This is a genomic window from Blautia sp. MSK20_18 (assembly GCF_020553125.1).
Taxonomy (GTDB): Bacteria; Bacillota; Clostridia; order Lachnospirales; family Lachnospiraceae; genus Blautia_A; species Blautia_A fusiformis.
In genome coordinates this window covers 132,594-146,109 of sequence record NZ_JAJCGR010000002.1, presented here as the reverse complement: position 1 = coordinate 146,109, position 13,516 = coordinate 132,594, and the positions used below count along the sequence as shown (strand labels likewise).

The window sequence follows — 13,516 nt, the reverse complement described above, 5'->3', positions numbered from 1 at the left end:
TCCTGTAAATTTTTTCACTTCTTAACAGAGATTTTATACAGGGGATGATATAGTAAGGCTACAGAGAGCAAAATTAACATATAAAATATACGCCGGTTCCGGATATGGGCCGGTGATATCAGAAGGGAGAATATAAACAATGAAATTAAGAACACAGAAAATAACAGCACTTATGGCAGCAGCGGTATTAGGAATATCTGCATTTGGAAGCGTGCCGGTAACAGCGGCGGAAAGCACGGAAACAGCAGATCCCGGAGCGGCAATGATGGTGGATGGAGAGGCAGTTTCATCAGATCTGGTAGCAGGTACATTTAAGCCTTCCGACGTAACCTGCAAGGCACAGGATTCTTATGAATATCCGTTTCTGGGACTGAAGCTTTCACTTTCGAAGGAGCTGTTAAAGCAGATCAAGGACCAGAGCATTGCAATGCTTACCACGGAAGATTTTGAGAATCAGACCAATGCAGTGACATATGCCTACGTAAGCTGGAGCAAAATGACAGAGGAACAGAAAAATGCCGAAATACAGAAGATGGGAACAGGATATGACGACTGGGTGGCAGGTCTGGACAGAATTGGTACAATTGGCGTTTATGACGAAGCTTCACAGAAAAAGCTGGATGAGATCACAGGCTGTACAGAGCATAAAGAGCTTGGAAACAGCAGTGACGGGAAATACAAATATTATCTGAGCACCAACAAAGATGCAGATGAAAAGCTGACAAAGGAGCTGGAAAAGATCAAAACCGACATTACGGAAATGACACCGTATCAGAATATTTCCGTGTTTGACCAGCCACAGGATACCAGCGTCAACCCGGAGGATGTAAAATCTGTAGGAAAATTTGAAACAACAGGAATAGATGGAAAAACATATACAGAAAAAGTATTCAGTGACTATGACCTGACGCTGGTAAATGTTTTTACAACCTGGTGTTCACCATGTGTAAAAGAGATTCCGGAACTTCAGGAGCTTTATAAAGAAATGAAAGAGAAAGGCGTCGGAGTAGCAGGCGTGGTGCTTGATACTACAGATGAAAAGGGAAATCAGGACGAGGAGGCAGTAAAAAAAGCAGGCATTCTTCAGGAAAAAACAAAAGCAGAGTATCCGTTCCTGATACCGGATACTACTATGATGAATGGCCGTCTGCAGGGGATTTCCGCATTTCCTGAAACATTTTTTGTTGACAAAGATGGAAACATTGTAGGCGATACCTATACAGGAAGCCATACACTGGACGAATGGAAGGAAATCGTGGAAAAAGAGCTTAAAAACGTTTCAAAGTAAAAGATGATCATTACGGAGAGTGAAAAAATGATTCGGAAAATAACAGCATCCAGGTGGATCGGACCTGCTCTGGCGGTTTTGGGGATTTTACTGATGATACTGGGAATCTGCAGGGGCGAGGTGTCTGTAGTTTTTACAAAAGCGATCAACATCTGTATGGAGTGTATTGGCATTGGATAATAAGAAGATGAAAATAAATGAATGGCCGCGGCATGGGATCCAGGCATTGTGGGCGGCCCTTACAAACAGTCACATATCAGGGTTTGTGACTGGAAAGATCTATACCGGAAAACTGAAAAATGTCTGTGTTCCGGGGCTGAACTGTTATTCCTGCCCCGGGGCAAGAGGGGCCTGCCCTATTGGTTCCCTTCAGGCTGTGATCGGAAGCTGGAACTTCAAGATGGCATATTATGTAGCTGGATTTCTGATCTTTGTAGGAGCGTTGCTTGGAAGACTGGTGTGCGGATTTCTCTGCCCCTTTGGACTGATCCAGGATCTGTTGAACAAGATTCCTTTTCCAAAGAAGATCCGGACATTTCGGGGAGATAAGCTTCTGCGAAAACTGAAATATGTGATCTTTCTTGTATTTGTGATCATACTTCCCATGTTTGTAGTAGATATCATGGGCCAGGGAGCACCATATTTCTGCAAGCTGATCTGCCCGGCAGGAACACTGGAAGGAGGTATCCCTCTGGTGCTGCTGAACAAATCCATGCGAAGTGCAGTAGGCTGGCTGTACATGTGGAAAAATACAATCCTGGTGATCACCATTATCTTATCAATTATGATATACCGGCCATTCTGTAAGTATATCTGTCCGCTGGGAGCTTTTTATTCGGTATTTAATAAAGTTTCCGTTTTTCGTTACAGAGTAGATAAAGAAAAATGTGTTCACTGCGGAAAATGCAGGAATATCTGCCAGATGGAGGTCGATCCGACGGAAAATCCAAACAGTACAGAATGTATCCGATGTGGAAGATGTAAAAAGATATGTCCGACACAGGCGATCCGGTGTGGGTTTGCAGGCAAACCCTGATACAGAAAAATACGAAAACGGTACAGCTTATAAAATATAAGGTGTACCGTTTTTTGCAGAAAACTACTTTTCCATATTATCTATCAGTAACATATTCAGCTGTTCCCAGCGCTTCAGATCTTTTTTTGTAAAAAGCAGCTGGTGGCGGAACGCTTCGGTAAGCTCCTGTGGTTTTAAAGTGATCACACATTTGAATGCGCAGGGCATCAGATCCGCACTGGAAATCCCACACAAAAGTCCTGTTGTAAAATCTCGAAGCTCCAGAGGATTAAAAATGTACAGGAGATCTTCTTCCAGTGGGTTATACTGATTTACAAAGGAAAAACGGATCAGCATATCACTGTAAAGAACTTTTCCGGTGTAAAAAATCTCACTGCTTCTTCCGTTGGCAGAAACAGAACAGATCGTTAAGGTTGCTTCGTATTTTCCGGATTCGCCTTTTTTTTCATAAATATCGATGACGCCATCCTTCGTACGCTGATAGCGTCCATCGTAAAAGTAAAAATATAGCCGCTGTGCCTGAAAAAATGGGCTTTTTTGTCCTTTTCCCGGTGCATTGGACGGTTTACTGGCTGTTTCAGGAAGACCAGTGGTAAGCTGGGACATAGATACCTGGAGAATCTGGCTGATCTCATATAAAGTTTCGATATCAACGGAGATATCTCCATTTTCATATTTGCATACGGTAGCTCGACTTTTATGGATGGCATCTGCCAAATCCTGCAGAGTCATCTTTCCGGCTCTTCGGTATTTTCTTATTTGTTCACCTACATAACAGGTAAAATTACTCATTTTGTTTCCTCATACTATCTATTTTTCTTATTAATTTTTATTGTATACGATTATATCGGAAAAACCGGTATTTTGTAAAGTAGTAAGAAACTTTTTTGAAATAAAATTTCGTAAAAAGAAACTTCTGCCATTTGCACTTATCTTTATTTAAGGTAAGATATGGCTGTTAGGCTGAAGGTTTCAGCCTATATCAAATATATACTTGAAGAGGGGAAATTGAAATGAAAGAAAAAGGAAGTAGCTTTTCCGGCTCAATAGGCTTTGTCCTGGCGGCAGCCGGAAGTGCAGTAGGAGTTGGAAATATCTGGAGATTTCCATATCTCTGTGCCAAAGATGGCGGAGGACTTTTCCTGCTGGTTTATCTGGTACTGGTACTGACTTTTGGATTTGTACTGTTGACAACGGATGTAGCACTTGGGAGAAAGACAAAGAAAAATGCATTGAGGGCTTTTGAATCTCTTGATCCAAAGTGGAAATTTTTAGGACATTTAACGTTTATGGTTCCGGCATTGATCATGACCTATTATTCTGTTATCGGTGGATGGATTGTAAAATATTTTTTTACTTATATTATTTCTGAAGGGAAAGATGCGGCTTCAGATGTATACTTTACATCATTTATTACATCAGATATTGCACCTGTTGTATTTATGCTGATCTTTCTGGCATTGACTGCCTGGATCGTATTTCGTGGTGTGGAAAAGGGAATCGAAAAGTTTTCCAGGATCATTATGCCGGGGCTGATTCTTCTGATCGTGATCATTGCCATTTTTTCACTGACACTGTCCCATACTGATACGGATGGAACTGTCCGCACCGGTATGCAGGGGCTGGCTGTTTACCTCAAACCGGATTTTCATGGATTGACGGTAAAACGCTTTCTGGAGATCCTTCTGGATGCGATGAGCCAGTTATTCTTTTCCTTAAGTGTATCTATGGGAATCATGATCACATATGGTTCTTATGTGAAAAATGAAGTTAATTTAAATAAAGCAACAAATCAGATTGAGATCTTTGATACCGGCGTTGCGTTTCTTGCAGGAATGATGATCATACCGGCTGTTTTTGTATTTCTCGGAAAGGATGGAATGGCTTCCGGCCCAAGCCTGATATTTATCTCACTGCCAAAGGTTTTTGATGCCATGGGAGTATTTGGCCGTCCGGTGGCAATTGCATTTTTCCTGATGATGGGATTTGCGGCACTGACTTCCTGCGTGTCTGTCATGGAGACACTGGTTGCAAACTGCATGGAACTTTATCATAAACCACGTAAGAAAATGTGTGGTGCTGTCGGAATTTATTCTCTTGTTACAGCAGTACTGATCTGCCTTGGTTATAACAAACTGTATTTTGAACTTAAACTGCCAAATGGTTCCGTTGGACAGCTTCTGGATGTGATGGATTATATCAGCAACAGTTTTCTGATGCCGTTTATCTCACTTTTGACAAGCATTCTGATCGGCTGGGTGATCGGCCCTGACTGGATCATAGGAGAAGTGGAACGAAATGGGGAACACTTCAAACGGGCAGGGTTATATCGCTTTATGATCCGTTATGTAGTGCCGGTTGTAATGCTGATATTATTCCTGGTATCTACAGGATTTGCAGATTTGATTTCATAAGTGTGGTAATATGTTTATGGCGTCTGGACAGTCGCATTAACGGATGACCAGTACAAGATACGATTAAATAACAGAGGATTTGATGAAAAAAGATATGTACGAATGTTGGAGAGAAAACTAATACATAGAACGGAAATGATTCAGAAAATTAGACTTAGCTCACTTTAAAAGTGAAAAAATAATTTGATAATTTCTTGACAAGTACTAATAAATATGTTAGTATTCAATCATCAAATTAATAAAGTCTTCGGTGACTGACGGAGTTGTGGGATAACCACGAGGGAGCCGGAGATTCGATGAGTCGACCGTCTGGGCAGTATTTGAAAAACTTCAGATACTGCTCTTTTTTATGGGATAAAAGATGCAGACGGTTGCAGCGGAGAAAGGAGAACATTATGGGATTTAAAAGTGACATCGAGATTGCACAGGAGTGCACAATGGAGCCAATTACCAAGATTGCAGAGAAAGCAGGTATTGATGACAAATATCTGGAGCAGTATGGTAAATACAAAGCAAAGATCGACTATAATCTTCTGAAAGAAACAGACAAAAAAGACGGAAAGCTGATCCTGGTAACAGCCATCAACCCGACACCGGCAGGTGAGGGAAAAACTACGACAACGGTAGGTCTTGCAGATGGAATGCAGAGACTTGGAAAAAATGTTATGGTAGCTCTTCGTGAGCCATCCCTGGGACCGGTATTCGGTGTCAAAGGTGGTGCGGCAGGCGGCGGCTATGCACAGGTAGTTCCGATGGAGGATATCAACCTTCATTTTACCGGTGATTTCCATGCAATCGGTGCGGCAAACAACCTTCTTGCAGCAATGATCGACAACCATATCTTCCAGGGAAATGAGCTGAATATCGACCCGAGAAAGATCACCTGGAGACGCTGCGTGGATATGAACGACCGTCAGCTTCGTAATGTAGTAGACGGACTTGGCGGTAGAACAAACGGTATGCCGCGTGAGGACGGATATGACATTACCGTAGCATCTGAGATCATGGCAGTTCTCTGTCTGGCAAGTGATATCAAAGATCTGAAAGAGAGACTTTCCAGAATCATCATCGGATATACTTACGGTAAGGTTGCTGAGCAGAAACCGGTAACAGCAGGAGACCTCCACGCAGAGGGTGCTATGACAGCACTTCTGAAGGATGCCCTGAAACCAAACCTTGTTCAGACACTGGAGCATGTTCCGGCGATCGTTCACGGCGGACCATTCGCAAACATCGCTCACGGATGTAACTCCGTAACCGCTACAAAGATGGCTATGAAGCTTGCTGATTATGCGATCACAGAGGCTGGATTCGGTGCTGACCTTGGAGCAGAGAAATTCCTGGATATCAAGTGCCGTATGGCAGGTCTTACACCAAGTGCAGTTGTTATCGTAGCAACCGTACGTGCCCTGAAATACAACGGTGGCGTTGCAAAAGCGGATCTTAACAATGAGAACCTTGAGGCTCTTGAAAAGGGTATCCCGAACCTTCTGAAGCATGTAAGCAATATCAAAAATGTATACAAGCTCCCATGTGTGGTAGCTATTAACGCATTCCCGACCGATACCAAGGCAGAGCTTGATTTTGTGGAAGCAAAATGCAAGGAGCTTGGCGTAAACGTAGCACTTTCCGAGGTATGGGCAAAAGGTGGCGAAGGCGGAATCAAGCTTGCTGAGGAAGTGATCCGTCTTGTTGAAGAGCCGAATGATTTCACATATGCTTATGAACTGGAAGGCTCCATCGAGGACAAGCTGAACCAGATCGTACAGAAGGTTTACGGTGGAAAGAAAGTGGTTCTTACAGCAAATGCCCAGAAGCAGGCGAAACAGCTGGAGGCACTTGGATTTGGCAACTGCCCGATCTGTGTAGCTAAGACCCAGTACAGCTTAACAGACGACCAGACAAAGCTTGGTGCTCCGACAGATTTCGAGGTAACAGTAAGAAATCTTAAGATTTCCGCAGGGGCAGGATTTATTGTTGCACTGACAGGTGAGATTATGACTATGCCAGGACTTCCGAAAGTACCGGCAGCAACCAAGATCGACGTAGACGAGAGCGGTAAGATCACAGGACTGTTCTAATATAAAGATTTTTTGAGGGGAATTCAGATAGAAAGCGGTAGAGCCTGCAAAAATAGAGGTTCTGCCGCTTTTTCTTATATTGTTGTCTATTGCTCATGGCGGCGGTCCAGCCATTTACAGATGTAGTGGCCAACAATGTTCCCGGCCAGAAGGGTAAAGAACAAAGCAACATATTTCTGCATGGTGTTCACCTCTTTCATTCAGGATTGTATCTGCATTATATCATATTTCGAATGAAAATAATTGACTTTTTGCGGTGAATGGACTATGATGTGTGTAGCTAAAGAAAGTAATTATGCTTATCATGGGCAAAGCAAAACCCCCGGAAGTGGTCGAGACTTCCGGGGGTTTTTGTTTCGTTTATGTAAGGTGGTTTAATCCTTTCAGCTGGAGGTTCGGCAGCAACAGCATTATAGCATGTTCAGAACAAAAATGGTATAATATTATAAATTGTCAAGAATGTCAGCAATCTCCTGCTGCTTGTTGGGATAAAACTCACAATGTAGAGGAAAGTGCAGAGGGGACGCGCATGTGACATTTGCGTTAATTAAGAGGAATCCTATAGAAAAAATTGTAGAGATAAATGAATGTGGGGGGAAATATGGTATACACATGCAAATATAAATCGCTAATCGGAGATATTTTACTTGCCGCAGATGAAATCGGACTTACCGGTCTGTGGTTTGAAGGACAGAAATATTTTGCAAATACACTTCCCAAAGACCATATCCAACAGGAGACGGAAATTCTCACAGAAGCAAAAAAATGGCTGGATGTATATTTCTTCGGTGAAGAACCGAACTTTACTCCACTACTTCATCCGAACGGTTCAACATTCAGAAAGGCAGTGTGGCAGATTTTACTGGAGATTCCCTATGGACAGACGATTACATATGGAGAAATTGCGCGCAGAATTGCAGTGATGAAAAACACTTCCCATATGTCCGCCCAGGCAGTAGGCGGTGCGGTTGGACATAATGAAATTTCCATTATCATTCCCTGCCATCGAGTCATAGGAACAAATGGAAGCTTGACGGGCTATGCCGGAGGAATTGACAAAAAAATTTCACTTCTTAAGCTGGAACATACAGATATGAGCCGTTTGTTTATTCCAAAGAAAGGAACTGCACTGTAAAACTCAGGCTGAGAGGACGGTCTGGTGCAGGCGTCCACGAAAAGACAGATATTTTATTTATGAAAGCATGCTATGAAAATTGCCAGCAGGATTTCGGAGGAATAATTATGGGAAAAATACTGGATGAAGATTTAATCTACGAGATACTGTCCGTGGTGGAAGAGATACCTGAGGGAAAAGTGGCCTCCTACGGACAGATCGCACGGCTGATCGGGCGGGATAAAAATTCACGTCTTGTAGGAAAAGTCTTAGGTATGGCAGAATTTTACGGGAAGTATCCCTGCCACAGAGTTGTGAACCATGCAGGGCGTACTGCACCAGGCTGGAGAGAGCAGAAGATGCTTCTGGAAGACGAGGGTGTGGAGTTTAAGGCAAATGGATGTGTAGATATGAAGCAGTATCAGTGGGAGGAGTAGTGTTTTATGAATTGTAGAAATATGATGCAGATCCCGGAGCTTACAGAAGTTCTGAAGCTGAAAGCAGGGGAAAACGGTCTGGAGTAGTCTGTACGATGGGGCTATTTTGCAGACTGCCTGCAGTGCATCAAAAGTGAATACAGGATTGAATAACTATATCCATGGAGGAGAATTCGTAGTTCTGACAAATCCCAGTGTCACCAACGACAGCCGGAAACTCGTGCTGGAGGAAAAGGACAGAAACGCCGCAGAGCAGCTGTCTTCCTCTATTATGGATGCAGAACATTTAAGCTGAGAGCGTGTGATGGCACAGGCCAGATATCTGAACCTTGCACCGCTTACCATGACCGATGAGCAGATGGAGAAAGGACTTGAGATCTTTGAAGCTTCTCTGAAAGAGGCATTAGAAGCATAGATTAATAGAAAGTTACTCTGTAATAGAAAGCTACTCTGTAACAGAAAAATAAAACATGCTTGACAAACCATAAATTCCTCATATAATTATCAATGGTAATTAACTAAGATAATTATATGAGGAGTTTTTTTATGACAAATGAAAAGATCAAGCGGATGTTTGATGCGTTTTATCAGGCAAAGCGGATCCGGGATATGCTTCCGCCACTGCCCCAGGGGGTGATGCCATCCTACATACAGTATCTGGATGTGATCCATTCTCTGCAGAGAGAAAAAAAGGATATCCGGCTCTCTGATATCAGTGATGCCATGAACCTTCCGCGTCCGGGTGTTACCAGAACAGTGAAAGAAATGGAGGCAAAGGGATATCTTCAGAAGCTCATGTCTCCGGATGACGGGCGCGTTACTTACATTTCCATAACAGAAAAAGGAGAGAGGCTTTCCAGGAAGTATGATCAGGATTATTTCAGCAGTCTGGCGCCCTATCTTTCAGAGATTTCCGAAGAAGAAGCAGACAATATGATCCGGACCATCGGGAAATTTTATCAGATCATGTGTGACAGGAGGGAACATTATGACAAATGATAAGGCAGATTTTACCCAGGGAAATATCCTGAAGAAGCTGGTTGCATTTATGATGCCGGTACTCGGTGCGCTGATCCTGCAGGCTGCCTATGGTGCGGTCGATCTTCTTGTAGTTGGAAGATTCGGTTCCACATCCGGACTGTCAGCGGTTTCCACCGGAAGTCAGGTACTGAATCTGGTTACCTTTGTAGTGATCCAGTTTGCTATGGGTATCACAGTTCTGATCGCACGTTATCTTGGAGAAAAAAGACCGGAGCAGATCGGCTCCGTTATCGGTGGGGCTGCGATCGTCTTTACCATGATCTCTATCGTGCTGTTTATTGTTATGGTAGGCTTTGCACATCCGATCTCCATGCTGATGCAGGCACCGGAAGAAGCGGTAGCGCTGACTGCATCTTATGTACGGATCTGTGGCAGCGGAATTTTCTTTATTGTCGCGTATAACCTACTGTCTGCTATTTTCCGTGGCCTTGGTGACAGTAAATCTCCGCTGCTGTTTGTGCTGGTGGCATGTATTGTAAATGTGATCGGAGACCTGGTACTGGTAGCCGGCTTACATATGGATGCAGCAGGAGCAGCTATTGCTACGGTTTCTGCTCAGGCCTTAAGTGTTGTATTTGCAGTAGTTCTGCTGATAAAGAAGAAGCTTCCGTTTACCATTACAAAAAAAGATTTCCGGCTGAATCCTCAGTGCAGACGTTTTCTTAAGATCGGACTGCCGCTGGCACTTCAGGAATTCCTGACACAGATTTCATTTCTGGCCTTGTGCGCATTTGTCAATCGCCTGGGTCTGGAAGCATCCTCCGGTTACGGAGTTGCATGTAAGATCGTAAACTTTGCCATGCTGGTTCCAAGCTCCCTGATGCAGTCCATGGCCTCCTTTGTTTCACAGAACGTAGGAGCAGGAAAGCCGAAACGTGCGAGAAAATCCATGCTTACGGGAATTGGAGTTGGCCTGTCTGTGGGATGCCTGGTATTTATCCTGATCCTGCTGAAGGGTGATGTATTGGCAGGATTCTTTTCAACAGATGCCGGCGTTATCCAAAAGGGTTTTGATTATCTGAAGGGCTTTGCACCGGAGACACTGGTAACGGCTGTTCTGTTCAGTATGATAGGCTATTTCAACGGAAACAACCAGACCATATGGGTTATGGTCCAGGGCCTGATCCAGACGCTTCTGGTACGACTTCCAATGGCGTACTTTATGAGTATCCAGCCGGATGCCAGCCTGACCAAGATCGGTCTTGCAGCACCGGTATCTACCACAGTGGGAATTATTCTGAACATCGGATTCTTTTTGTACTTCACCCGTGTGAAAAAAGAAATTGTTTCGGAAGAATGACCGGATAAAGGGATGTAAATGAGAGGGGTGATATGATATAATCAGAATCACCCCGGCAGAGGTGATGGTACTGACCCCTGAAATAGCTGCCGGAATCTTGACAGCTGTAAAGGAGGAGTACAGGATGATTTGCGGGATGACGTATTTTCAGATATGTCTGTATTTTTTGTTTTATTCTTTTGGAGGATGGGTCGTTGAAGTTATCTTCCATGCAGTAACCTTAGGAAAGGTTATAAACCGGGGATTTCTCAACGGTCCGGTATGCCCGGTGTACGGATTTGGGGTACTTTCCGTGTTTGCGTTGCTTAATACGCTTCAGAGCGGTGGACATCAGATGAGTGAGGGAATGATCTTTTTGTTTGGGATCGTTCTTGCAACTGTGGTAGAGCTGGTTGCCGGCTGGCTTCTGGATGTATGCTTCCATGCAAGATGGTGGGATTATTCTAATAAGCCGCTGAATTTTCACGGCTATATCTGTCTTGAGTTTTCCCTGATATGGGGACTTGCCATTGTGATGGTTGTAAAGGTTTTTCAGAAGTATGTGGAGCGTCAGGCTTCTCATACACCTTCCACACTGGAATGGGTTGTTATGGCAATTCTGTATGCGGTGTATCTGGCTGATCTTATTGTAACAGTGGCGGTGATCCGCGGACTGAATAAGAAGCTTACCCGACTGGATAAGGTACGTGCGGATTTGCGGATCGTGAGTGATAAGCTCAGTGATACTCTGGCAACAACTACCATTGATACAGCACAGAAGGTGGGAGAGGGAAAGGTTCAGGTTGCTCTTGCTAAGGCAGAGCTCAGAGATGCGACTGTGGCTCAGAGAGAAAAATCTGCCGAAATGCTTCGGATGAAGAAAGCGGAGCTTCAGGCACAGTTTGATGAGCTGTCAAGCTCTATCACAAACCATACGGTATTCGGCCAGGGAAGAATCATTAAGGCTTTCCCGGAGATGAAGCACAGAGATTATTTTGAACTGATCCAGGAACTGAAGAAAAAACTCAGATAAGAAAAATGAAACGCGATAAAGAGGCAGCAGGAAATGTTGGAAATTTCCTGCTGCCTCTTTTGGCGTATCAGAGCTTCAGCTTATCGGATCCGTTTCTTTATCATTGGTCCGATGATCATGGCGATGATCATTTTTATGAGATCTGCCGGGATAAACGGAATTACACAGATTCCAAGAGCTGCTTTGAAAGTGGAATCTGCAACGATGCAGAACCATACAGTTCCGAAAAGATAGCATACAATTGTTCCTGCGATCATACCAACGAGCTGGATCAGAGGCTTATGGCAGTTGTCAATTACCAGTCCGGCAATAACAGCCATAACGATAAAGCCGATGATGTATCCGCCTGTAGGACCGGCCAGCTTTGCAGGGCCGCCGGTAAATCCGGAAAATACCGGAAGACCTACAAGTCCAAGCAGAAGATAGATCAGATAGCTGATGGTTCCTTTTTTCCATCCGAGAAGATACAGGGACAGATAAATGGCAAGATTGGTAAATGAGATCGGAACCGGACCGATCGGAATGGACAGCGGCGCAAGAATACAAGTGACAGCTGCCATAAGAGCGGTCATGGTGATCTCGTAGGTTTTTGTACGTGGTGCAGAGACAGTATTTGTCTGGTTCATATTGAAAGAGCCTCCTTTGAAAAAGGTAATATATTTACTGGTTCGGGTAAGTAATGAAATGCTGTAAGTGTGTATGATAGGTCATATGTCCATAAGGATGCTTACGCAGATTCAATCTCATAGGTGAATCCTGCATCCGTAATGGTTTTGAGAGTGTCTTCGATTCCCTGGCCACCTTCTGTAAGATAACCGGAAGCAAAAATAGAGTCTACAACACTGAGCAGTTTTTTTTCTTCGCCTTTAAAATAAACTTCTCTTCCGGCAGCACATCGGATATCTGCTTTAGGCACAAGAAGTCTTGCCAGGCAGAGGACCTTCATACAGTATTCTGTTGTCAGCTGGGAAATATCTGCATTTCCGAGAGGAGTTCCCTTGATCGGAAGAAGAAAGTTGATCGGCAGTGCTTCCGGCTGGATCTCACGTAATTCCAGAAGCATGTCAACAACGTCTTCCTTACTTTCACCCATGCCAATGATACCGCCGCTGCAGATCTCGAAACCAAGTCCCTGAAGCATATGGATATTCCGGACACGCTGGTCAAAGGTATGTGTACTGCAGATATTATGATAAAAGGAACGGCTGCTGTTCAGGTTATGGTTGATCCGGTCAAGACCAGCCTCTTTGAGCATTTTTGCCTGGTGCTCTGTGAGAAAGCCTATGGAGCAGCAGAGATGAGTTCCGTGTTCTTTCATTTTGCGGATCCTGCGGGCCAGCTCCTCGATCTCTTTATCTGTAAATTTCATACCACTCAGTCCGATACAATGTCTGGATAAATGATAATCATTTACGAAATCATTGTCCTGATATAATTTGTCTTCATCTACCCATTTGTATTTATCAATATCGGCAGTGGAACGACATGACTGGGCACAGTAGGCACAATCCTGGGAACAGTTACCACTGCGGGCATTGGTAAGGATGTGGATGCTTACCCGGTTTCCCTTATATTTGTAACGTAAACTGCTGGCACGGTCAATCAGTGCCTCAAGTTCTTCGTCCGGAGTATCTAAAATTGCAATGGCTTCATCTCTGGAAAGCGATGGAGCTTCTTTTTCGCATGATGCAGTGTTCATGTCAATACCTTCCTTTTGAGTTTTTTTGTACGGGTATCACTTTATCACAGAGAAATATCGAATGTCAACTATAAATATAAAATGAGTTTACAAT

14 protein-coding genes and 1 riboswitch are annotated in these 13,516 nt (G+C 43.8%); of the genes, 11 read left to right on the top strand and 3 right to left on the bottom strand.

The annotated features are described in order from the left end of the window. Nucleotides 1–139: 139 nt before the first annotated feature. Genes LI091_RS02005 through LI091_RS01995 form a run of 3 tightly spaced genes read left to right on the top strand, consistent with a single transcriptional unit; the run spans nucleotide 140 to nucleotide 2,324 of the window. A complete protein-coding gene (locus LI091_RS02005; RefSeq protein WP_265190731.1) occupies nucleotides 140–1,288 on the top strand; it encodes a TlpA family protein disulfide reductase in 1,149 nt (382 codons plus the stop codon). A 27-nt stretch (nucleotides 1,289–1,315) separates the two neighbouring features. After that, a complete protein-coding gene (locus LI091_RS02000; protein WP_015527265.1) occupies nucleotides 1,316–1,468 on the top strand; it encodes a CD1871A family CXXC motif-containing protein in 153 nt (50 codons plus the stop codon). 7 nt (nucleotides 1,469–1,475) lie between these two features. Beyond that, nucleotides 1,476–2,324 carry a 4Fe-4S binding protein gene (locus tag LI091_RS01995; RefSeq protein ID WP_110102924.1) on the top strand — a complete coding sequence of 283 codons (849 nt, stop codon included), beginning with the start codon at nucleotides 1,476–1,478 and terminating at the stop codon, nucleotides 2,322–2,324. A gap of 63 nt (nucleotides 2,325–2,387) precedes the next feature. Here LI091_RS01995 and LI091_RS01990 read toward each other — a convergent pair whose 3' ends face one another. Further along, nucleotides 2,388–3,116 carry a helix-turn-helix domain-containing protein gene (locus tag LI091_RS01990; protein ID WP_114002173.1) on the bottom strand — a complete coding sequence of 243 codons (729 nt, stop codon included), beginning with the start codon at nucleotides 3,114–3,116 and terminating at the stop codon, nucleotides 2,388–2,390. A 221-nt stretch (nucleotides 3,117–3,337) separates the two neighbouring features. On the opposite strand from LI091_RS01990, the gene LI091_RS01985 reads away from it, so the two are divergent. From LI091_RS01985 to LI091_RS01950, 8 genes are all read left to right on the top strand, one after another. Then, nucleotides 3,338–4,738 (top strand): sodium-dependent transporter, encoded by a 1,401-nt coding sequence (locus LI091_RS01985; RefSeq protein WP_114002172.1) that lies wholly within the window; start codon nucleotides 3,338–3,340, stop codon nucleotides 4,736–4,738. A gap of 240 nt (nucleotides 4,739–4,978) precedes the next feature. After that, a riboswitch (ZMP/ZTP riboswitch) is annotated at nucleotides 4,979–5,060 on the top strand. A 73-nt stretch (nucleotides 5,061–5,133) separates the two neighbouring features. Next, nucleotides 5,134–6,819: a formate--tetrahydrofolate ligase gene (locus LI091_RS01980; protein ID WP_092068491.1), complete on the top strand. Its 1,686-nt coding sequence runs from the start codon at nucleotides 5,134–5,136 to the stop codon at nucleotides 6,817–6,819. A 601-nt stretch (nucleotides 6,820–7,420) separates the two neighbouring features. After that, nucleotides 7,421–7,954, top strand: a complete 534-nt coding sequence (locus tag LI091_RS01975; RefSeq protein ID WP_044960460.1) for a methylated-DNA--[protein]-cysteine S-methyltransferase — start codon at nucleotides 7,421–7,423, stop codon at nucleotides 7,952–7,954. 107 nt (nucleotides 7,955–8,061) lie between these two features. Continuing rightward, complete coding sequence (locus LI091_RS01970; protein ID WP_015527257.1) at nucleotides 8,062–8,370, top strand: MGMT family protein; 309 nt, start codon at nucleotides 8,062–8,064, stop codon at nucleotides 8,368–8,370. 145 nt (nucleotides 8,371–8,515) lie between these two features. Continuing rightward, entirely contained in the window at nucleotides 8,516–8,665 is a 150-nt protein-coding gene (locus LI091_RS01965; protein ID WP_173733115.1) for a hypothetical protein, read from the top strand. Between the two features lie 251 nt (nucleotides 8,666–8,916). Continuing rightward, nucleotides 8,917–9,369: a MarR family winged helix-turn-helix transcriptional regulator gene (locus LI091_RS01960; protein WP_092068482.1), complete on the top strand. Its 453-nt coding sequence runs from the start codon at nucleotides 8,917–8,919 to the stop codon at nucleotides 9,367–9,369. After that, the gene (locus LI091_RS01955) at nucleotides 9,359–10,711 is read left to right on the top strand and encodes an MATE family efflux transporter (RefSeq protein WP_092068479.1); all 1,353 of its coding nucleotides are present in this window, start codon (nucleotides 9,359–9,361) and stop codon (nucleotides 10,709–10,711) included. The genes LI091_RS01960 and LI091_RS01955 overlap by 11 nt, the downstream gene beginning before the upstream one ends. Nucleotides 10,712–10,835: 124 nt before the next feature. Beyond that, entirely contained in the window at nucleotides 10,836–11,723 is an 888-nt protein-coding gene (locus tag LI091_RS01950; protein WP_174088529.1) for a putative ABC transporter permease, read from the top strand. A gap of 80 nt (nucleotides 11,724–11,803) precedes the next feature. Here LI091_RS01950 and LI091_RS01945 read toward each other — a convergent pair whose 3' ends face one another. Both LI091_RS01945 and bioB read right to left on the bottom strand, forming a co-directional pair. After that, nucleotides 11,804–12,349: a biotin transporter BioY gene (locus tag LI091_RS01945; RefSeq protein WP_015527251.1), complete on the bottom strand. Its 546-nt coding sequence runs from the start codon at nucleotides 12,347–12,349 to the stop codon at nucleotides 11,804–11,806. Between the two features lie 101 nt (nucleotides 12,350–12,450). Then, nucleotides 12,451–13,422: a biotin synthase BioB gene (gene bioB, locus LI091_RS01940; RefSeq protein ID WP_110102912.1), complete on the bottom strand. Its 972-nt coding sequence runs from the start codon at nucleotides 13,420–13,422 to the stop codon at nucleotides 12,451–12,453. Nucleotides 13,423–13,516: the final 94 nt, after the last annotated feature.